The organism is Burkholderia sp. BCC0398, assembly GCF_902833245.1.
GTDB classification, from domain to species: Bacteria; Pseudomonadota; Gammaproteobacteria; order Burkholderiales; family Burkholderiaceae; genus Burkholderia; species Burkholderia sola.
Genome location: NZ_CADFEM010000009.1, coordinates 58,524 through 83,373 on the forward strand (window position 1 = coordinate 58,524; position 24,850 = coordinate 83,373).

At 67.6% G+C, this 24,850-nt stretch carries 18 protein-coding genes and 2 pseudogenes; 7 read left to right on the forward strand and 13 right to left on the reverse strand.

What is annotated here, in order from left to right; translation table 11 throughout:
• The first annotated feature begins 80 nt into the window (after window positions 1-80).
• Window positions 81-374 carry a DUF4148 domain-containing protein gene (locus HWX76_RS20310; protein ID WP_089489810.1) on the forward strand — a complete coding sequence of 98 codons (294 nt, stop codon included), beginning with the start codon at window positions 81-83 and terminating at the stop codon, window positions 372-374.
• Between the two features lie 223 nt (window positions 375-597).
• On the opposite strand, the gene HWX76_RS20315 is transcribed toward HWX76_RS20310, so the two are convergent.
• From HWX76_RS20315 to HWX76_RS20330, 4 genes and pseudogenes are all read right to left on the reverse strand, one after another.
• Window positions 598-1,677, reverse strand: a complete 1,080-nt coding sequence (locus HWX76_RS20315; protein WP_176016267.1) for a purine nucleoside permease — start codon at window positions 1,675-1,677, stop codon at window positions 598-600.
• 231 nt (window positions 1,678-1,908) lie between these two features.
• Window positions 1,909-2,174 (reverse strand): annotated as a pseudogene (locus HWX76_RS20320) (hypothetical protein).
• Between the two features lie 81 nt (window positions 2,175-2,255).
• Window positions 2,256-3,320, reverse strand: a complete 1,065-nt coding sequence (selD, locus tag HWX76_RS20325; protein ID WP_080334371.1) for a selenide, water dikinase SelD — start codon at window positions 3,318-3,320, stop codon at window positions 2,256-2,258.
• Between the two features lie 145 nt (window positions 3,321-3,465).
• Window positions 3,466-4,974: a PLP-dependent aminotransferase family protein gene (locus HWX76_RS20330; protein WP_050017342.1), complete on the reverse strand. Its 1,509-nt coding sequence runs from the start codon at window positions 4,972-4,974 to the stop codon at window positions 3,466-3,468.
• Between the two features lie 126 nt (window positions 4,975-5,100).
• On the opposite strand from HWX76_RS20330, the gene HWX76_RS20335 reads away from it, so the two are divergent.
• Both HWX76_RS20335 and gabD read left to right on the forward strand, forming a co-directional pair.
• Entirely contained in the window at window positions 5,101-6,384 is a 1,284-nt protein-coding gene (locus tag HWX76_RS20335) for a 4-aminobutyrate--2-oxoglutarate transaminase (protein WP_124681046.1), read from the forward strand.
• A 90-nt stretch (window positions 6,385-6,474) separates the two neighbouring features.
• Complete coding sequence (gene gabD / locus HWX76_RS20340; RefSeq protein WP_176016268.1) at window positions 6,475-7,944, forward strand: NADP-dependent succinate-semialdehyde dehydrogenase; 1,470 nt, start codon at window positions 6,475-6,477, stop codon at window positions 7,942-7,944.
• 115 nt (window positions 7,945-8,059) lie between these two features.
• On the opposite strand, the gene HWX76_RS20345 is transcribed toward gabD, so the two are convergent.
• A complete protein-coding gene (locus tag HWX76_RS20345) occupies window positions 8,060-9,604 on the reverse strand; it encodes a PAS domain-containing methyl-accepting chemotaxis protein (RefSeq protein WP_089489812.1) in 1,545 nt (514 codons plus the stop codon).
• Window positions 9,605-10,015: 411 nt separating this feature from the next.
• Window positions 10,016-11,560: a PAS domain-containing methyl-accepting chemotaxis protein gene (locus tag HWX76_RS20350; RefSeq protein ID WP_176016269.1), complete on the reverse strand. Its 1,545-nt coding sequence runs from the start codon at window positions 11,558-11,560 to the stop codon at window positions 10,016-10,018.
• 311 nt (window positions 11,561-11,871) lie between these two features.
• On the opposite strand from HWX76_RS20350, the pseudogene HWX76_RS36725 reads away from it, so the two are divergent.
• Together HWX76_RS36725 and HWX76_RS20355 are read left to right on the forward strand one after the other, a co-directional pair.
• Window positions 11,872-12,003, forward strand: a pseudogene (locus tag HWX76_RS36725) (SAM-dependent methyltransferase); the annotation flags it as partial.
• An 83-nt stretch (window positions 12,004-12,086) separates the two neighbouring features.
• Window positions 12,087-12,647 carry an N-acetyltransferase gene (locus tag HWX76_RS20355; protein WP_124594377.1) on the forward strand — a complete coding sequence of 187 codons (561 nt, stop codon included), beginning with the start codon at window positions 12,087-12,089 and terminating at the stop codon, window positions 12,645-12,647.
• Between the two features lie 158 nt (window positions 12,648-12,805).
• Here the strand turns inward: HWX76_RS20355 and pcaF are convergent, their stop codons facing one another.
• Entirely contained in the window at window positions 12,806-14,008 is a 1,203-nt protein-coding gene (gene pcaF, locus HWX76_RS20360; RefSeq protein ID WP_124555307.1) for a 3-oxoadipyl-CoA thiolase, read from the reverse strand.
• 227 nt (window positions 14,009-14,235) lie between these two features.
• Here pcaF and HWX76_RS20365 point away from each other — a divergent pair, with 227 nt between their 5' ends.
• On the forward strand, window positions 14,236-15,021 hold the full coding sequence (locus HWX76_RS20365; RefSeq protein ID WP_050012439.1) for an IclR family transcriptional regulator: 786 nt from the start codon (window positions 14,236-14,238) through the stop codon (window positions 15,019-15,021).
• Window positions 15,022-15,250: 229 nt separating this feature from the next.
• Here the strand turns inward: HWX76_RS20365 and HWX76_RS20370 are convergent, their stop codons facing one another.
• Both HWX76_RS20370 and HWX76_RS20375 read right to left on the reverse strand, forming a co-directional pair.
• Window positions 15,251-16,366 (reverse strand): succinylglutamate desuccinylase/aspartoacylase family protein, encoded by a 1,116-nt coding sequence (locus HWX76_RS20370; protein ID WP_050012110.1) that lies wholly within the window; start codon window positions 16,364-16,366, stop codon window positions 15,251-15,253.
• A gap of 60 nt (window positions 16,367-16,426) precedes the next feature.
• Window positions 16,427-17,200 carry a transporter substrate-binding domain-containing protein gene (locus HWX76_RS20375; RefSeq protein ID WP_089489818.1) on the reverse strand — a complete coding sequence of 258 codons (774 nt, stop codon included), beginning with the start codon at window positions 17,198-17,200 and terminating at the stop codon, window positions 16,427-16,429.
• Window positions 17,201-17,336: 136 nt separating this feature from the next.
• Between HWX76_RS20375 and HWX76_RS20380 the strand changes: the two genes are divergently transcribed.
• Entirely contained in the window at window positions 17,337-18,257 is a 921-nt protein-coding gene (locus HWX76_RS20380; protein ID WP_050012112.1) for a LysR family transcriptional regulator, read from the forward strand.
• Between the two features lie 34 nt (window positions 18,258-18,291).
• Here the strand turns inward: HWX76_RS20380 and HWX76_RS20385 are convergent, their stop codons facing one another.
• From HWX76_RS20385 to HWX76_RS20400, 4 genes are all read right to left on the reverse strand, one after another.
• Window positions 18,292-19,614, reverse strand: coding sequence for an MFS transporter (locus HWX76_RS20385; RefSeq protein WP_089489820.1), 1,323 nt, complete (start codon window positions 19,612-19,614; stop codon window positions 18,292-18,294).
• Between the two features lie 56 nt (window positions 19,615-19,670).
• Window positions 19,671-20,861: a M20 aminoacylase family protein gene (locus HWX76_RS20390; protein ID WP_176016270.1), complete on the reverse strand. Its 1,191-nt coding sequence runs from the start codon at window positions 20,859-20,861 to the stop codon at window positions 19,671-19,673.
• A gap of 196 nt (window positions 20,862-21,057) precedes the next feature.
• Window positions 21,058-22,389, reverse strand: coding sequence for an MFS transporter (locus tag HWX76_RS20395; protein ID WP_050012116.1), 1,332 nt, complete (start codon window positions 22,387-22,389; stop codon window positions 21,058-21,060).
• Between the two features lie 67 nt (window positions 22,390-22,456).
• Window positions 22,457-24,805 (reverse strand): cytochrome P450/oxidoreductase, encoded by a 2,349-nt coding sequence (locus HWX76_RS20400; protein WP_176016271.1) that lies wholly within the window; start codon window positions 24,803-24,805, stop codon window positions 22,457-22,459.
• Between the last annotated feature and the right edge of the window lie 45 nt (window positions 24,806-24,850).

A 24,850-nucleotide genomic window follows, 5' to 3' on the forward strand; every position in this document is an offset into this window, starting at 1 on the left:
TTGCGCATCGAACAGATCCCGCCTGGCGGGACCGGAGTCAGCGCTCGGGCGCCAGCTCCGACATCTCTAGGAGTTACGCCATGAACCGCCGCCATCTTCTCTCGGCCCTCGCTCTCACACTTGCCGTGTCCGCACCGGCCTTTGCCGACTCGGGCACCCCGCACGCCGGCGACTACGCCAACACGTCGTGGTACTCGCAACACAACGGCCCGCGTACGCGCGCCGAAGTCAGCGCGGAAGTCGAGCAGGCACGCAAGGACGGCACGCTCGCGTACCTGCGCAAGGCGACCTCGTATCCGCAAGGGCTCGAACTCGCCGAAGGCCCGTATCGCCCGATGCCGGAAGGCAACCAGCTCGCCGGCGGGGGCCGGTAAACGCGCGACGCCGCGCAGCGGGTTGCCCCGTGCGCGGCGTCTCGAACGACCTTATCGACGACTTTGCTGAATCAGTGAGTTACAGGAGCACATGATGAACGATCAACTTCCTTCGCCGCTCGATCACTGGGACGACACCACGCCGGTGTGGACGCCGTTCCGTTCCGGGCCGCAATCGCATTAAGGCTCGCGTCGACGCGTCGCTGATACCGTCCTGCGGCGATCAACGACGCGGCACCCCATCACGCCATTCGCCCCAGTGCGTGACGATCTCCTGCACCAGCGGATTGCCGGCGCGATACAGGTTTTCGGTCGCGGGCGCGAAGCCGCCTTGATCCGCGTAGTTCAGCAGGTTGTCGGCGCTCGTCTGCCCCGCATACGGCCGGTCGAAGTCGGACCCCGTGCGCAGCACCGCCACGCGCGACAGGTCGACCCGCTTCACGCTCGCCGCGCGCTTGAGCGCTTCGAACGTCGCGTTGTCTTCCTGCGCGGTCATGCAGTAGGTGCCCTTGCCGTCCGTCAGGATCTTGGTCCACTGGCGCGCGCGCTCGCCGATCAGCGTGCCCGAGAACCACGTGTTGCCCGATGACGTGTCGCACTGGATCACCGTCGGCGGCCGGTTCGCCGGCGCATACGTGAACTTCGCGCGCGCGGCCTGCGCCTGTGCGCTGTCGGCGAGCACGACGTTGCGCGACAACGCATACGCGGCATCGGTCAACTGCGGGTTGAGCTGGAACACTTCGGTGCGATAGTCGAGCGGCGGCTTGTCGCTCGGGCTCTTCGTGTTGATGCCGAGGAAGCCGGTGTTCCACCCGGCCGGAATCTCGCGCGCATCGAGCTCCCACTGCAGACTGAAATCGACGAGGTATTTCGACCACGCGGCCGACCCGACCGTGCCCTGTGCAGGGTCGACGCCCGCGATGCCCGAGACCAGGAAATACGTGCGGCGCAGATCGAAGCGCTGCGAGAACGTGAGCGCCATGATCGTCGCCGACGCGTTCGCATAGCCCATGCCGGTCGTCACCACGCACACGTCCTGCTTGTTGCAGTGGACGGCCGGATAGTCGGGCGACAGGCCGGGCACGGCGATGTCGCGCCACGGGCCGAGCCGGTCGAGCCACGCCTGGCCTTCCGGGCCGAACATCGTGATGATCATGACCTTGACCGGGCGGCCATGCGAGCCGGTCTCGGCGAATGCGGCGTTGCCTGCGTCGTTGCCCTGATTGTCCTGCGCGATCGATGGCGCGGTCGCACAGGCGGCGAGCGAGAATGCAGCGGCGGAAAGAATGGAGCGAGTCAGCATCGGCGTTCCTTGTTTCGATGGTGTTGGGTGAGAACGGCTGTCGGAGACTGCGCGAGGGAGTATAGAACGGGCGTGCGCGATGCGGAACCCGACTACGAAACGACGGGTGGTGTTTCGTGCGAACGAACGCATGTTGCGTGATCGAAAATCGTACGTTCGCCGCGGCCTTTCAAACATCAGGAATGCTATCGGGTTCTTCGCCACGCGCGACGTCGGCCGTCTCTCGCCGCACTACACGCGCATCAACCCCGCGACGCCGTAACCGAGCACGACGAATGCGGCGACCACGTGGCTCGCCGCGAGCCACCCCGGCGATTTCACGAAGCGCCCGATCGCGCTGCCGCCGAACGCGAACACGAGCTGCCCCGCGAGGCTGCCCGCAAACACGCACGCTGCGCCGAGCAGCCAGTGCCGGTGCGCATGCCGTAGTTCGCGATCATCAGTGCGACGGGCCCGACCGACAGCGCGATCATCAGCCCGAACAGGAAGTCGTTCATCGGTCGTCGATGGCATCAATACCGTCGATGGAAGGCATCGATTCCAGCGACGTCGAAACGATCCGGCGTGTGAATCCGGAATCAGGCGACGTCGACGCGCGCAGGCCCGTCCACCATCTCGCCGATCACGGCCGCGCGGTCGAAACCGTCGGCGCGGAAGCAGGCGAGCACGTCGTCGACCGCTTCCGGTGCACACGCGACCAGCAGCCCGCCGGACGTCTGCGGATCGGTCAGCAGTGCCTGCGCGACGGGCGGCAGCCCGTCGGCGAGCCGCACGTCCGTGCCGTACGCGGCCCAGTTGCGGCCCGACGCGCCGGTGAACACGCCGTCGGCAACGAACGTCTCGACGCCCGCGAGCCACGGCAGCGACGCGTAGTGCACGCGCGCGGTGAGCTGCGCGCCGCGCGCCAGTTCGAGCGTATGGCCGAGCAGCCCGAAGCCGGTGACGTCGGTCAGCGCATGCACGCCCGGCAACGCGGCGAGTTCGGCGCCCGGCCGGTTGAGCTTCGTTGTAGTCGCGACCATTTGCGCGTAACCGTCGGCATCGAGCTGGTTCTTCTTCAGCGCGGCCGACAGCACGCCGACGCCGAGCGGCTTGCCGAGCACGAGCACGTCGCCCGCGCGCGCGGCCGCGTTGCGCTTCACGCGCGACGGATGCACGACGCCGATCGCCGCGAGCCCGTAGATCGGCTCGACCGAATCGATCGAATGGCCGCCGGCGACCGGAATGCCGGCCTCCGCGCACACCGATTCGCCGCCGCGCAGCACGGCCGCGATCGTCTCGTGCGGCAGTACGTTGATCGGCATGCCGACCAGCGCGAGTGCGAGGATCGGCTTGCCGCCCATCGCATAGACGTCGGACAGCGCATTGGTGGCCGCGATACGGCCGAAGTCGAACGGATCGTCGACGATCGGCATGAAGAAATCGGTGGTGGCGACGATCGCCTGCTCGTCGTTGAGCCGGTAGACGGCCGCGTCGTCGGACGTCTCGGTGCCGACCAGCAGATCGGGGAACAGCGCGGGCGGCGTCGCGCGCTTGAGCAGCTCGGACAGCACGCCCGGCGCGATCTTGCAGCCGCAGCCGCCCCCGTGCGACAGGCTCGTGAGGCGCGGAACGGCAGGCTGGGCTTGGGTGGCTTCGGTCATCGTCGGCATCCGGTGAATAACAACGTTCTATTATCGACAATTCGGCGCGAGCGCGCCCGATACGCACTCCACGTTGCGGAGAGAATCGCGCTTCGACCGGCCTTTGACGGAATCGCAACGCGTCGATATCGCTTGTGCTCACCCGTCAAGCCAGCGCAACGGCCCCGCCGAACGCCCGCTCGTCGATCGCCTCGGCAAGCGTCGCGAACGCGGTCGCGATCTCGTCTTCCGGCACGCACGCATAGCCGAGCAGCAATCCCGATGCAGCGCGCGAGCGATCCGCGTAATACCCGGACAGCGGCCGCACGACGATGTTGCGCTCGAGCGCCGCCTGCGCGACCGCGCGATCGTCGACGCCATCGGGCAATTGCGTGACCAGATGCAGCCCCGCGTCGCTGCCGAGCGCGTGCAGCGTATCGCCGTAGCGGCGCGCGACCGCGTCGAGCAGCACCTCGCGGCGTTGCCCGTACAGCGTGCGCATCTTGCGGATATGCGACACGAAATGCCCTTCCGCGATGAATTCGGCGAGCACCGCCTGCTGCAGCAACTGCCCTTCGCGATACAGCTCGGCGCTCGCGGTCGCGAAACTCTCCGCGAGCGGCTCCGGCGCGACCAGATAACCGACCCGCAGCCCCGGAAACAGCGTCTTGCCGAAACTGCCGACGTAGATCACCTGCCCGGCCGTGTCGAGGCCCTGCAGCGACGCGAGCGGCCGGCTCCCATAGCGGAATTCGCTGTCGTAGTCGTCCTCGATGATCCAGCAGCCGTGCTGGCGCGCGTATTCGAGCAGCATCCGCCGCCGCGCGAGGCTCATCACCATCCCGAGCGGATACTGGTGCGACGGCGTGACGAGCATCAGCTTCGGCGGCTCGGCCAGATCGGCCGCCGACGGCGCGATGCCTTCGTCGTCGACCGGAATCGGCCGCGTGGTCAGCCCCGACACGTTCAGCACGCTGCGCACGCCCCAGTAGCACGGATCTTCGGTCCAGATCGCGTCGCCCGGGTCGGTCAGCAGGCGCACCGCGAGGTCGATCGACTGGTGGATGCCGGTCGTGATCACGATCTGCTCGGGCGTGCAGCGCACCGAGCGCGACGTGCGCAGGTAGTCGGCCAGCGCCTCGCGCAGCAGCGCGAGCCCGCCGCCGGGCGCGTAGGTCAGCAGGTCCGGGCGCAGGCGGCGCCAGTACTTGTTGTGCAGCCGCGTCCACACGCGCGCCGGAAAGCGCGACACATCGGGCACGCCCGGCATGAACGCGCCGCCCTGGCGCTTCGACACGCCGGCGCCTTCGACGAGCCGCGTGCCGCGCGCGGACAGCCGCCGCGCGGACGGCGTCGCGACGGCCGGGCCGGCCGCCGCGTCGGACGGCGCGCCGACGATCTCGTCCGGCGCGCTGTCGGCGACGAAGGTGCCGCGGCCCGTCGCCGAGTTCACATAGCCTTCAAGCGCAAGCTGTTCGTAAACCTGCGTGACCGTGTTGCGCGCGATCCCGAGCTCGGCGGCCAGCAGTCGCGACGACGGCACGCGCGTGCCGGCCGGCAGTTCGCGCGACAGGATCGCCTGTTGCAGCAGGCGATGCAGCTGCCGGTAGATCGGCTGTTCGCCGCCGCGCACGAGGCGCTGCGCCAGCCAGTCCGACAACACGCTTGCGCGCATGATTGGCTCCTGAATATTTATTGAAATGGCTCTGATTGCCAGAGCCAAATGTGATTATAGTCGCCTCCATGGGCTGCCCAGGCGCCCGATTTCCTACCCACCGGACAGAACATCAAGGAGATGACCGTGAAGAATGCCGACCTGCAGGCCCGCAAGAACGCCGCCACCCCGCGCGGCGTCGGCGTGATGTGCGATTTCTACGCAGCCCGCGCCGAGAACGCGGAGCTGTGGGACGTCGAAGGCCGCCGCTTCATCGATTTCGCCGCCGGCATCGCGGTGCTGAACACGGGCCACCGCCACCCGAAGATCGTCAAGGCGATCGCCGATCAGCTGAACCACTTCACGCACACCGCCTACCAGATCGTCCCGTACGCGTCGTACGTCGAGCTGGCCGAGAAGATCAACGAGCGCGCGCCGGGCGACTTCCCGAAGAAGACCGCGTTCTTCACGACCGGCGCCGAAGCCGTCGAGAACGCGATCAAGATCGCGCGTGCGGCCACCGGCCGTCCGGGCGTGATCGCGTTCTCGGGCGGTTTCCACGGCCGCACGATGATGGGCATGGCGCTGACCGGCAAGGTCGCGCCGTACAAGCTGAACTTCGGCCCGTTCCCGGGCGACGTGTTCCACGCGCCGTACCCGAACGCCGTGCACGGCGTGACGACCGCCGATTCGATCAAGGCGATCGAGATGCTGTTCAAGGCCGACATCGATCCGAAGCGCGTCGCCGCGATCATCTTCGAACCGGTCCAGGGCGAAGGCGGCTTCAACCCGGCGCCGGCCGAATTCGTGCGCGCGCTGCGCAAGATCTGTAACGAACACGGCATCCTGCTGATCGCCGACGAAGTGCAGACGGGCTTCGCGCGTACCGGCAAGCTGTTCGCGATGCAGCACTACGACGTGCTGGCCGACCTGATCACGATGGCGAAGAGCCTCGCGGGCGGCATGCCGCTGTCGGGCGTCGTCGGCCGTGCGGACGTGATGGACGCAGCGGCTCCCGGCGGCCTCGGCGGCACCTACGCGGGCAACCCGCTGGCCGTCGCATCGGCGCACGCGGTGCTCGAGATCATCGACGAAGAGAAGCTGTGCGAGCGCGCGACGCAGCTCGGCGACGTGCTGAAGGCGAAGCTGAACGCGCTGCAGGCCGACGTGCCGCAGATCGCCGACGTGCGCGGCCCGGGCGCGATGATCGCGGTCGAATTCCTGAAGCCGGGTTCGGGCGAGCCGGATGCCGAATTCACGAAGCGCGTGCAGACGCGTGCGCTCGAGCGCGGGCTGCTGCTGCTCGTGTGCGGCGTGTACTCGAACGTCGTGCGCTTCCTGTTCCCGCTGACGATCCCGCAAGCCGTGTTCGACGAAGCGCTCGTGATCCTCGAGGAAGTGCTGAAGGAAACGGTCGGCGTGCCGGCCTGAGTGCCCGTCCGCTTCCACTGAATGCGCCGCCGCCGTCGTGAAGACGGCGGCGGCCGTTTTCATCCGTCCTTTTCATAGCAGGCGATTCATATGAGCACTGTTCAGGAAACCCTGGCACTGAAAGATCCGTCGCTGTTCCGCCAGCAGGCGTACATCAACGGCGAATGGCAAGGCGCAACGAACGGCGAGTCGTTCGAGGTCCGCAACCCGGCGACCGGCGGCCTGCTCGGCACCGTGCCGGCGATGGGCACGGCCGAGACGCGTCACGCGATCGAAGCCGCGAACGCCGCCTGGCCCGCGTGGCGCAAGAAGACCGCGAAGGAGCGCGCGACGATCCTGCGCAAGTGGCACGACCTGATGATGGAAAACGCCGACGACCTCGCGCTGATCCTGACGACCGAGCAAGGCAAGTCGCTCGCCGAAGCGAAGGGCGAGATCGGCTATGCGGCGTCGTTCCTCGAGTGGTTCGCGGAAGAAGGCAAGCGCGTGTACGGCGACACGATCCCGACGCCGGCGAGCGACAAGCGCATCGTCGTGACGAAGGAAGCGATCGGCGTGTGCGCGGCGATCACACCGTGGAATTTCCCGGCGGCGATGATCACGCGCAAGGTCGGCCCGGCGCTCGCCGCAGGCTGCCCGATCGTCGTGAAGCCGGCCGAAGCGACGCCGTTCTCGGCGCTCGCGATGGCCGTGCTGGCCGAGCGCGCGGGCGTGCCGGCCGGCGTGTTCAGCGTCGTCACGGGCGACCCGAAGGCGATCGGCGGCGAACTGACGTCGAACCCGATCGTGCGCAAGCTGTCGTTCACCGGCTCGACGCCGGTCGGCCGCCTGCTGATGTCGCAATGCGCGGCGACGGTCAAGAAGGTGTCGCTGGAGCTCGGCGGCAACGCGCCGTTCATCGTGTTCGACGACGCCGATCTCGATGCGGCCGTGCAGGGCGCGATCGCGTCGAAGTACCGCAACAGCGGCCAGACGTGCGTGTGCACGAACCGCTTCTACGTGCACGAAGCCGTGTACGACCCGTTCGCGCAGAAGCTCGCGGCGGCCGTCGGCCAGCTGAAGGTCGGCCGCGGCACGGAGCCGGGCGTCACGCAGGGCCCGCTGATCAACGAAGCGGCCGTGCTGAAGGTCGAGGCGCACATCGAGGACGCGCTCGCGAAGGGTGCGACCGTCGTGACGGGCGGCAAGCGCCATGCGCTCGGCCACGGCTTCTTCGAGCCGACCGTGCTGACGGGCGTCACGCCGGCGATGAAGGTCGCGAAGGAAGAGACGTTCGGGCCGCTCGCGCCGCTGTTCAAGTTCGGCAGCGACGACGAGGTGATCCGCCTCGCGAACGACACCGAGTTCGGCTTGGCCGCGTACTTCTACAGCCGCGACATCGGCCGCGTGTGGAAGGTGGCCGAAGCGCTCGAATACGCGATGGTCGGCGTGAACACGGGCCTGATCTCGAACGAAGTCGCGCCGTTCGGCGGCGTCAAGCAGTCGGGCCTCGGCCGCGAAGGCTCGCACTACGGCATCGATGACTACGTCGTGATCAAGTACCTCTGCCTCGCCGTCTGACGGTTCGGGGCCTGCCGCCTCGGCGACAGGCCCTGGCCGCCCGGCCGGAACCGGGCGGCCCGACGCGGGCCGGTATCCCTCTCCGCCGTGCCCGCGTCACCTTCCCCTCCCGCGATCAGCGGAACACGTTCACCGCCTCGACCAACCGCGTCGCCTGCTGCTTCAGGCTTTCCGACGCCGCCGTGCTCTGCTCGACGAGCGCCGCGTTCTGCTGCGTGATGTTGTCCAGATGCACGACTGCCTGGTCGACCTGCGCGACGCCCGTGCTCTGCTCGGCCGTCGACGAGCTGATCTCCGCAATGAGGTCCGACACGCGCTTCACCTGCGTGACGATGTCCTCCATCGTCTTGCCCGCGCCATCGACGATCCGCGCGCCCGACTCGACCCGCTCGACGCTCGCGCCGATCAGCGTCTTGATCTCCTTCGCCGCGTTCGCGCTGCGCTGCGCGAGCGCGCGCACTTCGCCGGCGACCACCGCGAAGCCTCGCCCCTGATCGCCCGCGCGCGCCGCCTCGACGGCCGCGTTCAACGCGAGAATGTTGGTCTGGAACGCGATGCCGTCGATCACGCCGATGATGTCCGCGATCTTGCGCGAGCTGTCGGTGATGTCGTTCATCGTCGCGACGACTTCGTTCACCGCCTGCCCGCCGCGCCCGGCCGCCTCGCTCGCGGAAACGGACAACTGATTCGCCTGCAGCGCCGTCTCCGCATTGCTCGACACGGTGGCCGTCATCTCGGCCATCGACGCGGCCGTCTGCTGCACGCTCGTCGACGCTTGCTCGGTGCGCGCGCTCAGATCGTTGTTGCCTTGCGCGATCTCGTTGCTCGCGCGCTGCACGTTCAACACCTGTTCGCTGACGTCGTCGACGAGCCAGCGGAACATCAACCCGAGCTGGTTGATCGTGCGCAGCGTCATGCCGATCTCGTCGACCCGGTTCATCCGCACGCCGCTGCGGCTCTCGCCGGTCGCCACGCGCAACGCCTCGTCGCGCAGTTGCCCCAGCGGCCGCACGATCTGCGCATCGAGCCACAGCCCGGCCGCCGCCGTCACGCCGACCGCCGCACCGGCAAACGCCGCGAACGCGCCGCCGGTCAACCCGGCCGCCCAGCCGGCGCCGACGACAGCCGGCGCGAGGACGCACAGCGTCGACACTAGCCGGGCCCGCACCGACATCGTCTGGAACAGCGACGCGACGCGCATCGCGCCCGTGCGCACGATCAATCCCTTGTGGAACCGGCGGCTGCCGGCCTTGCCTTCGCGGAAATCGCGATACAGCGCCTCGGCGGCCGCGATCTCGTCGCGTGTCGCCTTCGTGCGCACCGACATGTAGCCCTTCGGCTGCCCGTTGCGCATCACCGGAATCGCGTTCGCGCGCACCCAGTAGTGATCGCCGTTCTTGCGGCGGTTCTTCACGAGCGCGGTCCACGGCTCGCCGCCCTTGAGCGTCGCCCACATGTCGGCGAACGCTTCCTTCGGCATGTCCGGATGCCGTACCACGTTGTGCGGCTGGCCCTCGATCTCCTCGGGAGAAAAACCGCTGACCTGGATGAACGCCGCGTTCGCGTACGTGATGTGGCTGTCGACGTCGGTCGTCGACATCAGCGTCGCATCATCGGCAAATTCGAATTCGCGTTGCGTGACAGGCTGGTTGTTGCGCATGGTGTGGAGCTCCGGGTGACGGATCTTGCGTCCGTTCGTCGATTGATTCGAGACTCCACGCATGGCGATCGATTCGCCCGCGTGTGAGTCGACTCCTGCGCTTTCGGCAAATTCCGCCAAAACATGATGCCGTACTCGGGTAAATATGCATTAAAGATGCATGATCGTGTTTTTGCCGAATGATTTGTTTATGGATAAACCAGAATGCGTGGCCGGACAACGGCCTGACGGCCATTCGCCCGATCGTTCGACGTGATGCGTTCGGCCCGATTTAGCGCGTAACGATAAAGTCGTAAATACGAATATTTCGCGTTTGGCGTCATTCGATTGAATTCGCCAATCCGAACATGTATCGTGCGCGACATGCCGGATTCATTGATCGAATCCGCACGTCGCGCACGCTTGCAACCCTCACCTGAACACGTTCACCGCATCGACGAGCCGCGTCGCCTGCTGCTTCAGGCTTTCCGACGCCGCCGTGCTCTGCTCGACGAGCGCCGCGTTCTGCTGCGTGATGTTGTCCAGGTGGACGACTGCCTGGTCGACCTGCGCGACGCCGGTGCTCTGCTCGGCCGTCGACGAGCTGATCTCCGCGATCAGGTCCGACACGCGCTTCACCTGCGTGACGATGTCCTCCATCGTCTTGCCCGCGCCGTCGACGATCCGCGCACCCGACTCGACGCGCTCGACGCTCGCGCCGATCAGCGTCTTGATTTCCTTCGCCGCGTTCGCGCTGCGCTGCGCGAGCGCGCGCACTTCGCCGGCCACCACCGCGAAACCGCGCCCCTGTTCGCCCGCACGCGCGGCCTCGACCGCCGCGTTCAGCGCGAGGATGTTGGTCTGGAACGCGATGCCGTCGATCACGCCGATGATGTCCGCGATCCTGCGCGAGCTGTCGGTGATCTCTCTCATCGTCGCGACGACCTCGCTCACCGCCTGCCCGCCGCGCTCGGCCGCGCCGCTCGCGGAAACGGACAGCTGATTCGCCTGCAGCGCCGTCTCCGCGTTGCTCGATACGGTCGCCGTCATCTCGGCCATCGACGCGGCCGTCTGCTGCACGCTCGACGCGGCCTGTTCGGTGCGCGCGCTCAGGTCGCTGTTGCCTTGCGCGATCTCGTTGCTCGCGCGCTGCACGTTGTGCACCTGCTCGCTGACGTCGTCGACGAGCCAGCGGAACATCAGCCCGAGCTGGTTGATCGTGCGCAGCGTCATGCCGATCTCGTCGACGCGGTTCATCCGTACGCCGCGCCGGCTCTCGCCGGTCGCGACGTTCAGCGCCTGCTCGTGCAGCCGCTTCAGCGGTTGCACGATCTGCGCGTCGAGCCACCAGCCTGCCGCGACCGCCACGCCGGCCGTCACGCCGGCAAACGCCGCGAGCCCGCCGCCGGTGAGCCCGCAGGCCCATCCCGCGCCGACGACGGCCGGCGCCAGCACGCACAGTGCCGCATGAACGCGCGCACGCACCGACATCGTCTGCGGCAGCGACGCGACTCGCAGCAGCCCGGTGCGGATCACGAGCCCCTTGTGGAACCGGCGCCGGCCGGCCTTGCCGTCGCGAAACGCGCGATACAGCGCGTCCGCGGCAGTACTCTCGTCGTGCGGCGCCTTCGTGCGCACCGACATATAGCCCTGCGGCGCGCCGTTGCGCATCACCGGAATCGCGTTCGCGCGCACCCAGTAGTGGTCGCCGTTCTTGCGGCGGTTCTTCACGAGCGCGGTCCACGGCTCGCCGCGCCGCAGCGTCGCCCACATGTCGGCGAACGCCTCCTTCGGCATGTCCGGGTGACGGACCACGTTGTGCGGCTGGCCGACGAGCTCCTCGGTCGAGAAGCCGCTCACTTGCGCGAACGTCGTGTTGGCGTAGGTGATGATGCTGTCGGCATCGGTCGTCGACATCAGCGTGACGTCGTCGGGAAAATCGAATTCCTGTTGGGTAACGGGCTGGTTGTTGCGCATGCAAGGCTCCGAAAGGCGGATCTGTCGTCCGCGCCGCGCTGAAATCGCGCTCAGTAGCCGAAAAACGGTTGTTCGCTTTACGACACTCTCGTCCTTACTGTCGGCAATTCACCGGCAAACCTTAATTTCGATGCGAATAAAACGGGCAATCCGGCCATTACCATGATTCAGATCAAATAATCCGCCGATAATCCCCGCGCACGTTTATCTGTCGGTCACGAAGCGCCGAACGACATTGGCAATGCCGGCCGCTGTTGCGTGCAGCGAAACGATTGGCCTATCCTGCTCCATTCCACTGGAATTCGAATTCGATGAAAAAGGCATTGCATGAGCTGAATCGGCTGTCCTGGAATACCGCGACGGCCGCGCATGAGCGCCATCAACGCGATCAGGCCGCGTTTTTCCGGAATGGCGACGCCACGCGGTTTCCGGGACAACGCGAACCGGACGGCTATCGGATGGCGCCGCCCGACCGCATGCCGCGCCTGCCGCCGACGAGTACGATCGCCGCGCACCGGAGGGCCGCATGACGCGCCGCACCGCCGCCGAACGCGACGCGCTGTCGGCCCGCCCGCTTGCGCGCGACGACGTACCGCTCGTATGGACCATCGACCGGCGCGAAATCATCGAATACCTGTACGTGCTGCGCGACGGCACGCTGCATCTCGTGCCCGAGTTCTACGACGTGGCCGGCTGGCCCGACGGCGAAGCCGATCACTACACGCCGATCCTGCTCGACTGCCACGACCGCGGCGGCTGGTTTCTCGGCAGGTTCGACGGCGCGCGGCTGGTCGCGGCGGCGGTCGTCGACAGCCGGCGGCTCGGCCCGCAACGCGACATGCTGCAGCTGAAGTTCCTGCACGTGAGCCACGACTGGCGCGGCTGCGGGCTCGGCGAACAGCTCTACCGCACGGCCCGCGCGCAGGCGCGTGCAATGGGCGCCGAGCGGCTGTACGTATCGGCCACGCCGTCGCAGCGCACGATCGACTTCTACCTGCGGCTCGGCTTCACGGTCAGCGCGTCGCCCGATCCCGAGCTTTACGCGCTCGAGCCCGACGACATTCATCTGGAAGGGCCGATGGCCTGACGGCTGGCGCGCGGATGGCGGCGCGCGCTTCAGGCAACTGTCGCGGGCCGGTGGTTAACGACGAAGGGCGGCGCGAGATGTCTCGTGCCGCCCTTCGTAGGGGAAACAGCGCAGCAGCAAAGCGGCGCGTATCCGGCCGCTTCACCGCATCACGCCGCTCACACGCGTTCGATCGCGATCGCGATGCCCTGGCCGACGCCGATGCACATCGTGCACAGCGCAAAGCGGCCGTTCGTACGATGCAACTGGTACATCGCGGTCGTCACGAGGCGCGCACCCGATGCGCCGAGCGGGTGGCCGAGCGCGATCGCGCCGCCGTTCGGGTTCACGCGCGGATCGTCGTCGGCGACGCCGAGCATGCGCAGCACCGCAAGACCTTGCGACGCAAATGCCTCGTTCAGCTCGATCACGTCGAACTGGTCGATCGTCATCCCGAGTCGGGCGAGCAGCTTCTGCGTGGCCGGCGCGGGGCCGATACCCATCACGCGCGGCGCGACGCCGGCCGTCGCGATCCCCAGCACGCGGGCGCGCGGCGTCAGGCCGAAGCGCTTCGCGGTTGCCTCGTTCGCGAGCAGCAACGCGGCGGCGCCGTCGTTCACGCCCGACGCGTTGCCGGCCGTGACCGAGCCGTCCGGGCGCACGACGCCCTTCAGCTTCGCGAGCGTCTCGAGCGACGTTTCGCGCGGATGCTCGTCGCGCGACACGACCAGCGGATCGCCCTTCTTCTGCGCAATCGTGACCGACACGATTTCTTCGGCGAGCGTGCCGTCCTGCTGCGCGCGTGCGGCCTTCTGCTGGCTGCGCAGCGCGAACAGGTCCTGATCCGCGCGGCTGACGTTGTAGTCGACCGCGACGTTCTCGGCGGTCTCCGGCATCGAATCGACGCCATGCAGCTGTTTCATCAGCGGATTGACGAAGCGCCAGCCGATCGTCGTGTCGTAGATGTCGGCCTGGCGCGCGAACGCGCTCGCGGCCTTGCCCATCACGAACGGCGCGCGCGTCATGCTCTCGACGCCGCCCGCGACCATCAGCGCGGCTTCGCCCGACTTGATCGCGCGCGCGGCCACGCCGACCGCATCCATCCCCGACCCGCACAGGCGATTGATCGTCGAACCCGGCACGCCTTCCGGCAAGCCCGCGAGCAGCGCCGACATGCGCGCGACGTTGCGATTGTCCTCGCCGGCCTGGTTCGCGCAGCCGTAGATCACGTCGTCGATCGCCGTCCAGTCGACGTCGCGGTTGCGCTCGACGAGCGCCTTGAGCGGCACCGCGCCCAGATCGTCGGCGCGCACGCCGGACAGTGCACCGCCGTAACGCCCGATCGGCGTACGGATCGCATCACACAGAAAAGCTTCGGTCATCAGTGTCTCCGGTCCCACGGAAGGCTGGGAAATGAACAGGGCGCGCCCCTTGCATTGCCCGCCGGGATGCGCTTAAATGTTCTATATACGAACATAAGATCGTGTATCGAACGTTCAACGCATCATAGGGAGTGCGGGGACGACCTGTCAAGCGCGCGGTCCGCCGGGCGGTTGGCGTGTCAGGCCCCATGCGCTATCTTCTCGGCTGCACGACAAACCAACCGTTCATGACAACCGAAGACATCCAGAAACCCGGCGACTCCTATGTGCAGTCGTTCGCGCGCGGCCTCGCGGTGATCCGCGCGTTCGACGCGACGCGCCCGGAGCAGACGCTCACCGAGGTCGCGTCGGCCACCGGCCTCACGCGCGCGGGCGCACGCCGGATCCTGCTCACGCTGCAGACGCTCGGCTACGTCGAGGCCGACGGCCGGCTGTTCCGGCTCACGCCGAAGATCCTCGAGCTCGGCTTCGCGTATCTCACGTCGATGCCGTTCTGGAATCTCGCCGATCCGGTAATGGAGCAGTTGTCCGCGCAGATCCACGAAAGCTGCTCGGCCGCGGTGCTCGATCGCACCGAGATCGTCTACGTGCTGCGCGTGCCGACCCGCAAGATCATGACGATCAACCTGTCGATCGGCAGCCGGCTGCCCGCGTACTGCACGTCGATGGGCCGCGTGCTGCTGTCCGCGCTCGACGACGCGGCGCTCGACGAAACGCTCGCGCAGAGCGGCATCCGCGCGCACACGCCGCGCACGATCACCGACCTCGGCGAGCTGAAGGCGGCGATCGCTCAGGCGCGCCAGCAGGGCTGGGCCGTGGTCGACCAGGAACTCGAAGTGGGGCTGATGTCGCTGTCCGCGCCGATCCGCAACCGGCGCGGGCAGATCATCGCCGCGATGAACATCAGCGGCAACGCGCAGCGGCATACCGCGAAGCAGATGGTGAAGGAGTTTCTCGGGCCGCTGCAGCAGGCCGCGCAGACGGTGTCGGAACTGGTCGCGCGGCGCGGGTGAGCGGTTACTTCGCTCGCGGGACCGGCACGACGGTCATTCGCGGATCGCGCGGATAAAAAGACGGGCGGCATGGGCCGCCCGCTCAACTCTCTGACTCTGCTTGCAACGTCCTTCTCACGGAACACGGAGCGCGCTCCGCATCAATCAATTTAGGGATGCGGCCACGCCCGGTCAATTTGACGAGAACGAAATTGCGGGGCACCACTCGGACACGCGCCCGTCCCGCCGCTCACGCGCCCAGCAGCATCCCCTTGCGCACCGGCACCGTGCCCGTCACGCGGCCGAGCGGCGCGCCGGCCGTCACGAAGCGGATCGCGCGGCGCATGTAGAACACGCCGTCGGTCGCGCTCGAGATCGTCGTGACCGCATCCGTCAGCGGATCGACGATGTCGAACAGCGGATCGCCCGCACGGATCGTCGCGCCGATCGCCGCACGGTGCACGAGAATCCCGCTCACCGGCGCGTAGAACTGCTCGCTGCCCGCGAGCGGCGTGGCCGGCGCGGCCAGCGGCGGCAGCGGCGCGGGTTCGCCGCGCACCGCGCCGCGCCACACCAGATAGTCGACGAGCGCGTCGGCGTCGCGTTGCGCATATTCGTACGTCACGTCGCGCTGGCCGCGGCACTCGACCGTCACGGCCACCGTGCCGGCCGCCATCGGCGTACCGGCCGGCAAAAGCGCACTCAACCGCGACCACAGCAGGTGATGCGCATCGTCGAACGCGTGCCCGCCCGAGTCCTCGGCGAGCAGCGACACCTGTGCACCGAGATAACGCGCGAGCGGCTCGACGTCCGGCCACGCGCTATCGCTCGTGTACACGTGCATCACCGCTTCAAGCGAGCAATGCAGGTCGATCACGACGTCGGCGTCGTGCGACAGCTTCAGCAGCGCAAGCTGCAGCGCATCGAATTCGGTGCGCGGCGCGATTTCCGCGAGCGCCGCCCCGACGCATTCGCGCACGATCGCGCGATTGTGCGCGCCGTCGTCGCCGAGCCGGTCACGCGCGCTCGCGGCGATCTCCGCGAGCGGCAGGAAGCCGCGATTGAAGTTGCGGCCGCTCGCGAGGTCGAAACGGCCGATGAACTGCCCGAGCAGATGATGATTGAGGCCGATCGGGTTCGATACCGGCACGAGCACGATTTCGGCCGCGAGCCGGCCTTCGGCGTCGAGCTGCGCGAGGCGCTGCTTGAGCACGAACGCCGCGAGCATCGCGGGCGTCTCGTCCGCGTGCAGCGCGGCCTGCAGATAGATCTTGCGGCCGCTGTCGGCCGGCCCGAAATGAAAGCTCGTCAGCGTGCGCTGCGTGCCGATCGACGGCGACAGGAGCGGCGTAGTGCGAATCTGCATCGATGGTCTCGAACGAAATGAAAACGAAGAAGCGGGTGAAACGTCGAGGTCGCCCGGCGTTCAGTCGCCGTACGGGTTGAAATCGAAATACTGCTTCGCGATCCGCTCGTACGTACCGTCCTTCAGCATCGACGCGATCGCGCCGTCGATCGACGCCTTCAGCGCGGTATCCGACTGCCGCATGCCGATGCCGACGCCGCGATCGCCCATGTCGAGCGGCGCGCCGACGAACGCGAAACCCTTGCCGCGCGGCTGGCGCAGGAACCCGTAATCGGCTTCCACGGTGCCGAGCAGCGCCGCGTCGAGGCGGCCGTTGACGAGATCGGCGAACACGTCGTCCTGGCTCTTGTACGGCACCACGCCGACGCCGGCCGGCGCCCAGTGCGCGAGCGCCCACGATTCGAACTGCGTGCCCGACTGCACGCCGACGCGCTTGCCGGCCAGCGACGCCGCCGTGCCGTCGAGCCCGCTGCCGGGCCGCGCGACGAGCCGCGACTTGAAACGGAACAGCTTCGACGAGAACAGGATCTGCTTCTCGCGCTTCGCGGTGATCGCCATCGACGACAGGATCGCGTCGATCTTGCGCGCCTGCAGCGCGGGAATCATCCCGGAGAATTCGAGCTCGACCCACTGGCAGCGCAACTGCGCGCGGCGGCAGATTTCGTTGCCGAGATCGACGTCGAAGCCCTTCAGGCTGCCGTCGGGCGCTTTCGCATCCATCGGCGGATAGGTCGGGTCGATGCCGAGCCGCACCACGTGCGCGTCGAGCGCGTACGCGGACGTGGCGGCCAGGCCAAGGCACAGGGAAACGAGCGGGACGAGGAAACGTTTCATGGTCGACGATGGGCAGGAAGCGAGGCAAACGGCATGAGCCGGACTGCCTGCGATCGTAGAAGCGCGGGGCCCACGCCGGAACCATCGGCTGACTTATCATGATCGGTATTTCCGATCACCGGCTTCGCTGCTTCCCATGGCGTTCACGCTGTCCCAGCTCCGCATCTTCCAGGCCGTCGTCGAGCACGGCAGCCTGCGCGCGGCCGCCCGCGCGCTCGACCTCGCGCAAAGCGGCGTCACGCAGCAACTGCAGGGCCTCGAGGCGACGCTCGGCGCGACGCTGTTCACGCGGACCAATCGCGGGATCGTGCCGACGGCCGTCGGCCAGCGGCTGCTCGCGCGCTCCGGTTCGATCCTCGGCGAATGCGAGCAGGTCGAGCGGGAAATCCGTCAGTTGAGCGGCGCCTACGAAGGCACCGTCACGCTCGGCCTCGTGACCGAGCCGCTGATCGACGCGTTCGCGCCCGTGCTGACCGCGTTCCGCGCGCGCTTCGACAAGGTGGACGTGCACCTGCGCACCGGCACGTCGCGGATGATGATCGGCTGGCTGCGCGAAAGCGCGGTCGATTTCGCGATCGCGCTGGTCGCGAAGCAGACCGACACGACCGATCTCGCGGTCACGCCGCTGCGCACGTCGGCGCCGGTGGTCGTGTGCCGCAACGGGCACCCGGCGATGCACGCGCAATCGCTCGCCGAGCTGGCCGACTATGGATGGGTGTCGACGCGCTCGCCGAACCTGAGCGCCGATCCGGTCGTCAACCGGCTGCTCGCGTACTTCGACGCGCACGGCCAGCCGCCGCCGAGGATTCTCGCGACCGTCGAAGGGATGTTCGAGACGCTGCAGATCGTCACGCAGACCGATTCCCTCGCGCTCGAAACCGAGGCGATCACGCGGCACGGGCCGTTCGCCGGCGCGCTTGCGAAAGTACCCGTATGCGAACGGGCCGACGCGCAGGACGTCTGCCTGCTGCAACGCGCGGCCGTGCCGCTGACGCCGGCCGCGCAGGAACTTGCGACGATGCTCGCGTCGTATCTGAGGGTGGTGCGCGGGCGGTAAGCACACACGGCCGCGCCGCGCATCGCGTGCCGGGTCAGTCCAGCGATTCCCGCGCCGTCTCGCGCAGCATCGCGACCGCGATCAGCGACAGCACCACGCATGCGGCCACGTAGCCGGCCGGCGCGAGCTTGCTGCCGGTCGTCTTCACGAGCCAGGTCGCGATCAACTGCGCGGTGCCGCCGAAGATCGTCACCGCGAGCGCATACGCGATCGAGATGCCCGTCGCGCGCACGTGGCGCGGCAGCGACTCGCACATCAACGCCATTTCCGATGCCGAGCCGAGCGAATAGAACAGCAGCATCAGCGCGGTCAGCGGCAGGATCACCGACAGCGTCGGATGATGGTTCATCAGCCAGAACGCCGGGAACAGCAGCGCGACCAGCACGCCGCGGCCGACGAAGATCGGCAGGCGGCGGCTGCCGAGTTTGTCCGACAGCCAGCCGAACAGCGGGCACGTGACCAGCATCACGCAGCCCGACGCGACGCCGACGAACATCGACAGCTTCATCGGCAGGCCGAGCGTATGGATCGCGTAGGTCGGCATGTAGAACGTCAGGATGTAGGTCGACACCGTGCCGCCCATCACCGTGAGCATCAGCAGCACCACCGTGCGCGTGTGCTTCGAGAACAGCTCGTGCAGCACGCCGCGCTCGATCCCGTGATGGCGGTCGCCGGGCGCGTCGTCCGCGAGCCGGCGACGCAGAACCATTCCGACCGGCGCGATCAGCACGCCGACGAGGAACGGCAGCCGCCAGCCCCAGCCTTCGAGCGCGTCCTTCGTCATCGTGTTCGACAGCAGCGCCGCGAAGCCCGAGCCCATCAGCGCGGCGCCGCCCTGCGTCGCGAGCTGCCAGCTCGCGCGGAATCCGCGGCGCGACGTGCCGCCCTGTTCGAGCAGCGTCGACGTCGCCGCGCCGAATTCGCCGCCCTGCGAGAAGCCCTGCAGCAACCGCGCGAACACGACGAGCAACGGCGCGGCCACGCCGACCTGCGCATAGGTCGGCGCGATCGCGATCAGGCCGGTGCCGAGCGCCATCAGCATGATCGTCAGGTTCAGCGCGGCCTTGCGCCCCTTGCGGTCCGCGTACACGCCGAGCACGACGCTGCCGAGCGGCCGCGTGAAGAAGCCGGCGGCGAACGTCGCGACCGACAGCAGCAGCGACGTGGTCGGGTCGCTCGACGGGAAGAACAGCTTGCCGATCAGCACCGCGAAGAAGCCGTACACGGTGAAATCGAAGAATTCCAGCCAGTTGCCGATCACGGCCGCTGCGATCGCGCCGCGCCGCGTGACGGCAGGCGTGTCGGCTTCGGCCACGCCCGCCGACGCCGGGTGCAGCGCGAGATGGTCTTTCTGCATCGCTATCCTCTCCTGTCAATGCGGCCGGAAGCGCCGACCGCGCGCCGCCGCCGCGATCACTGCCCGAGGTAACGCTCGACGAGGCGCGTCCAGAACGCCGCGCCGATCGGCAGGTTGCGATCGTTGAAGTCGTATTTCGGGTTGTGCACCATGCAGCCGTCCTCGCCTTCGCCGTTGCCGAGCCGCACGAACGAGCCCGGCCGCTGCTGCAGCATGAACGCGAAATCCTCGCTGCCCATCAGCAGGTCGGTCTGCTCGACCACGTGCGCATCGCCGACGAGTTCGCGCGCGACCTGCGCGGCGAAATCCGTTTCGGCATCCGTATTGACGACGACCGGATAGCCTTCGATGTACTCGACGTTCGCGCTCGCGCCGTAGCTCGCGGCCTGCGTTTGCGCCAGCTCGGTGATGCGGCGCTTGAGCAGCGCGCGCACTTCCGGGCTGAACGAACGCACGCTGAGTTCGAGGCGCGCGCCGTTCGGAATCACGTTGTTCGCGGTGCCGGCGTGCATCGAGCCGACCGTGACGACCGCCGGCTGCGACGGGTCGACGTTGCGCGCGACGATCGTCTGCAACGCCATCACGATGCTCGCGGCGACGACGACCGGATCGACCGTCAGGTGCGGCCGCGCCGCGTGGCCGCCGACGCCCTCGATCGTGATGATCGCCTTGTCGCCGGCCGACATGAACGGGCCGCGGCGCGTGAGGAACACGCCGGGCGCCGCGCCCGGATGGTTGTGCATGCCGAACACCGCATCGCACGGGAAGCGCTCGAACAAGCCGTCGTCGATCATCTTCTTCGCGCCGCTGTCGACGCCGTGCTCTTCCGCCGGCTGGAAATACAGGTGGACGGTGCCCGAGAAGTTGCGCGTCTTCGCGAGATGCTGCGCGGCGCCGAGCAGCATCGTCGTGTGGCCGTCGTGGCCGCACGCGTGCATCTTGCCGTGCGTGCCGCTCGCATACGGCAGGCCGGTCGCCTCGACGATCGGCAACGCATCCATGTCGGCGCGAATGCCGATGCTGCGCGTGCCGTCGCCCACCCGCAGCGTGCCGACCACACCCGTCTTGCCGACCCCGCGCGTCACCTGCCAGCCCCATTGCTCGAGCTTGTCGGCGACGAGCGCGGCCGTGTCGTGCTCTTCGTACGCGAGTTCGGGGTGGTGATGGATGTGGTGACGGATCTCGCGCAGCCCGCCGGCGGCGGGCATCAGATCCTCGACTTCGGTGAATCGGGTATCGGTGGTCATCAAGGGGCTCCTGCGTTTATCTGCGCACGCCGGTGGCGCGTGCGGGAAAGCGAGCCACTATATCCAGCCGATATCGGTTCAATAAGATGCGGAATTTTTCACCGTGATAAGGTTTTTTAATCAGGGTTAATACGGACGGATCGGACCCGCAGCCGCGCAACCCGCTTCTTCGCCCGCATCACGCGGCCGCCGTTCTTTACGCATGCGTCGAGCGCGGCCGGTCGTTCGTCCGCATCGCATGTCCGGCGAACATCGACTGTGAATCGATGTCCTCACCGCGCGATTCGCGCGACGCGATCACCGCGACGAACGCGGGAAGCGCCATCAGCATCGCGTAACCCGCGACGAAGATCGCCGAGCCCGTATAGCTCACGAGCAGCGTGCCGACGATCGGGGCGATCGACCCGCCGAGCACCGATGCGAGCTGATAGCTGGTCGACAGTGCGGTAAAGCGCACCCGCGTCGGAAACAGTTCGGCCATGTACGCGGCCATCGGTCCGAGAATGATGCCGTGGCAGGCCAGGCACGCGATCAACGCGAGTTGCAGATGCGCATAATCGCTGCCCGGCGACAACGTGAACAACGAACAACCGGCGACCGCCGCGCCGAGCAAGCCGGCGATCAGCACCGGGCGCCGTCCGACCCGGTCCGACACGTGCGCGGCGATCAGGATGACGACGACCTCGATCGCCGACGCCCACATCAGCGCGGACAGCGCCTGCGGCCGGCTGAAGTGCAGATAGCCGGTCGCGAGTCCGAGCGCGAACGTCGAGAACAGATACAGGAACGTGTTTTCCGCGGCCTTCACGAAGAACGCACGCGCCATCTGCCGCCAGTTGCCCGCACACGTTTCGCGCAGCGACGCGCGCTCGACCGTCCGATGCGCGGCGGCCAGCTCGGCGAATGCCGCCGATTCCTCGACGCGCCGGCGCGTCCAGAAACCGACGATCACGAGCAGCGCGGAGATGAAGAACGGAATCCGCCACGCCCAGTCGACGAATGCGGCATCGCCGTAGAACCGCTGCACCAGCCCGATCACGAACGCGGTCAGCACGTTCGCGAGCGGGCCGGCGAACATCGTGAAGCTGGTCCAGAAGCCGCGCTGCGCGGCGGGCATCGATTCGGCGATCATCAGGATCGCCCCGGTCGCTTCGCCGCCGACCGCGATCCCCTGCACGATCCGCAGCAGCACGAGCAGCAGCGGCGCCGCGATGCCGATCGACGCATAGGTCGGCAGCAGGCCGACACAGAACGTGCTGATGCCCATCATCAGCAGACTGACGACGAGCGTCTTGCGGCGGCCGATGCGGTCGCCGATCATCCCGAACACGATGCCGCCGAGCGGCCGCGCGACGAAGCCGACCGCGAACGTCGCGAGCGCGAGCAGTGTGGCCGCGAGTGGATTGCCGACGACGAAGAACTGCTTGTCGAACACGAGCACCGCGCACGCGGCGAACGCGAAGAAGTCGTACCACTCGAGCGTGGTGCCGACGGTGCAGGCGAACATCAGGTTGGCACGCTTTTTCATCGCGCATGTCTCCGGTCTTTTTTGTGGTTTATGGGGGGCGAGCGGCGCTCGCGGCGCCACCGCGCGTTCAAAGTTCGAGAACGAGCCGCTCGCCACCGCACGCGCGCGAACAGCAGGCCATCATGCGGTCGTGCGCGTCGCGCTCCGCGCGCGTGAGCACGCTGTCGCGATGATCGACTCGACCGGCCAGCACGCGGACTTCGCACGAGCCGCACAGCCCTTCTCGGCAGTCGCTCTGCACGTCGATGTTCGCGTGCTGCAACGCGTCGAGCACGGTCTGGTTCGCCGAGACCGTCAGCGTGATGCCCGAATCCTTCAGTTCGACTTCGAACGGCCGCTCCTTCGACGGATCCAGCGCCGCCTTCGTCGACACGAAATGCTCGACTCGCAGCGCATCGCGCGGCCAGTGCGCGCAGCTCGCTTCGAGTGCGTCGAGCATCCGCGCGGGGCCGCACGCGTAGATGTGCGTGTCGTCGGCCGGCTGCGCGAACAGCGCGCGAAAGTCGTTACGCGAGCCTTCTTCCGACACGTATACGTGCAGACGCTCCCCATGCAGCGCGGCGAGCGTGCCGAGCATCGCCATCGACGCACGTCGCGAGCCGCTGTAGTGGATTTCGTAATCGATGCCGCGCGCCTTCGCTTCGCGCGCCATCGCACTGATCGGCGTAATGCCGATGCCGCCCGCGACGAAGATGGCCTTGTCGACGTCGGCTGCGAAGCGGAAGTGATTGCGCGCGCCGCGAATCTTCAGCCCATCGCCGGCGCGCAGGTTCGCATGCACCCACGCCGATCCGCCGCGGCTCTGCGCTTCGTGCAGTACCGCGATCTCGTACACGTCGCGCTCGTCCGGGTCGCCGCACAGCGAATACTGGCGCGTGATGCCGGTATCGCCGCAGATCACGTCGATGTGCGAGCCGGGCGTCCAGCGCGGCAGCGGGCGGCCGTCGGCGGACACGAGCCGGATGTGGGCGATGCGATCCGCGCACATCGACACGCGTTCGACCGTGACCGCGCGGCTCACCGCGTGCGACGGCGGCTCGCCGATGCGCACCGCCGCGCGCGGGTGCAGCACCGACGGGTCGCGGCGCTCGGGATTCAGCGCAGGATCCCATTCGACGTACAGATGCTCGGGGCCTCGGAACGACGTGTTCGGCACATACGTGAAGCGCTGCTCGGCGAGCTTCATGTGCGGCAGACGGCGCGTGAACTCGTCGAGGAAGACCTGCATCTCCATGCGCGCGAGATTCTTGCCCATGCACTGATGCGATCCATAGCCGAACGTCAGCTGATCGTTCGCGTTCTCGCGGCGGATGTCGAACAGGTCGGCGTCCGCGAAGCGCGCTTCGTCGTGATTCGCGGACGACGTGACGATCAGCAGCTTCGAGCCCGCCAGAATGTCGATGCCGCCGATCGTCACGTCCTTCGTCGCGAGCCGTCGCCATGCGGCGACCGAGCCGTTGTGGCGCAGGCACTCCTCGACCGCGTTCGGAATCAGCGACGGATCCTCGCAGATGTCGCGCCACGCGTCCGGATGCTGCAGCAGCAGTTTCATCGCGTTCGCCGTCGCGTTCGCGGTCGTCTCGTGCGCGGCGACGATGCCCGCCATCATCATCGAATGCAGATACGAATCGGTGATCACGTCCGGCAGTTCCTTCTGCTTGCGGATCCCGTACTGCATCCAGCCGGGCCCGGACGGATTCTCGCGCATCTTGTCGAGCACCTTGCCCGCGAACTGCCAGAACTTGCCGACCGCATGCGCGACCGCGACCTGCTCCTCCGGTTTCGGGCGCCCCCACGTGTTGATCGTGTGCGCGATCGAGTATTCGCGCAGCGTGTCCATGTCCTCCTCGGGCACGCCGAGAAAGTGCAGCGCGACGGTGAGCGGCACTTCCCACAGCATCTGGTCGACCAGATCCGCTCGACCGTCGTCGATGAAACGGTCCACGTATTCGCGCGCGAGCCGGCGCACCATCGGTTCGTGATGCCTCAGCGCGTCGGGCGTGAACGGGTCGAGCAGCGCGCGGCGGCGCGGCATGTGCGCGGGCTCGTCCTCGTTGACGAGCGTGCGGTTCAGCGCAAAGCCGTACGACGCGAGCACCGCGTTCGCCTCGGGGCCGGTGGGCGTGATCTTCTCCAACGCGATCGACGGGCTGAACGTGAGGGTGTCGCGAAAGATCGCCTTGATGTCGTCGTAGCGCGTGACGACCCAGTAGCCGAGTCTGGGGCTGTAGAACACCGGCTCCTGCTCGCGCGCCCAGCGCACGTACTCGGGCGGGTCCTGCTGGTAGCCGTCGTCGAACGGATCGAACGCGGCTGCGGCGGCGCTCACCGGACAGCCGTTCGGTGCGCTCGCCGCGGCCGGCGCAGGATGAAACGGACATTTCGACGATGACGCGTGGCGGTCCGTGACGGACATGATTCGCTCCCGTGCTATGATTTTGCGTAAATCTAATACGCAATG

Bases quoted from the DNA above. Each gene is read 5' to 3' on its own strand.
- HWX76_RS20385 (WP_089489820.1), bottom strand. From the start codon at position 19,614: ATGCAGAAAGACCATCTCGCGCTGCACCCGGCGTCGGCGGGCGTGGCC.
- gabD (WP_176016268.1), top strand. From the start codon at position 6,475: ATGAGCACTGTTCAGGAAACCCTGGCACTGAAAGATCCGTCGCTGTTC.
- HWX76_RS20390 (WP_176016270.1), bottom strand. From the start codon at position 20,861: ATGACCACCGATACCCGATTCACCGAAGTCGAGGATCTGATGCCCGCC.
- HWX76_RS20375 (WP_089489818.1), bottom strand. From the start codon at position 17,200: ATGAAACGTTTCCTCGTCCCGCTCGTTTCCCTGTGCCTTGGCCTGGCC.
- HWX76_RS20310 (WP_089489810.1), top strand. From the start codon at position 81: ATGAACCGCCGCCATCTTCTCTCGGCCCTCGCTCTCACACTTGCCGTG.
- HWX76_RS20345 (WP_089489812.1), bottom strand. From the start codon at position 9,604: ATGCGCAACAACCAGCCTGTCACGCAACGCGAATTCGAATTTGCCGAT.
- HWX76_RS20315 (WP_176016267.1), bottom strand. From the start codon at position 1,677: ATGCTGACTCGCTCCATTCTTTCCGCCGCTGCATTCTCGCTCGCCGCC.
- HWX76_RS20330 (WP_050017342.1), bottom strand. From the start codon at position 4,974: ATGCGCGCAAGCGTGTTGTCGGACTGGCTGGCGCAGCGCCTCGTGCGC.
- pcaF (WP_124555307.1), bottom strand. From the start codon at position 14,008: ATGACCGAAGCTTTTCTGTGTGATGCGATCCGTACGCCGATCGGGCGT.
- HWX76_RS20370 (WP_050012110.1), bottom strand. From the start codon at position 16,366: ATGCAGATTCGCACTACGCCGCTCCTGTCGCCGTCGATCGGCACGCAG.
- HWX76_RS20400 (WP_176016271.1), bottom strand. From the start codon at position 24,805: ATGTCCGTCACGGACCGCCACGCGTCATCGTCGAAATGTCCGTTTCAT.
- HWX76_RS20380 (WP_050012112.1), top strand. From the start codon at position 17,337: ATGGCGTTCACGCTGTCCCAGCTCCGCATCTTCCAGGCCGTCGTCGAG.
- HWX76_RS20365 (WP_050012439.1), top strand. From the start codon at position 14,236: ATGACAACCGAAGACATCCAGAAACCCGGCGACTCCTATGTGCAGTCG.
- HWX76_RS20355 (WP_124594377.1), top strand. From the start codon at position 12,087: ATGACGCGCCGCACCGCCGCCGAACGCGACGCGCTGTCGGCCCGCCCG.
- selD (WP_080334371.1), bottom strand. From the start codon at position 3,320: ATGACCGAAGCCACCCAAGCCCAGCCTGCCGTTCCGCGCCTCACGAGC.
- HWX76_RS20395 (WP_050012116.1), bottom strand. From the start codon at position 22,389: ATGAAAAAGCGTGCCAACCTGATGTTCGCCTGCACCGTCGGCACCACG.
- HWX76_RS20350 (WP_176016269.1), bottom strand. From the start codon at position 11,560: ATGCGCAACAACCAGCCCGTTACCCAACAGGAATTCGATTTTCCCGAC.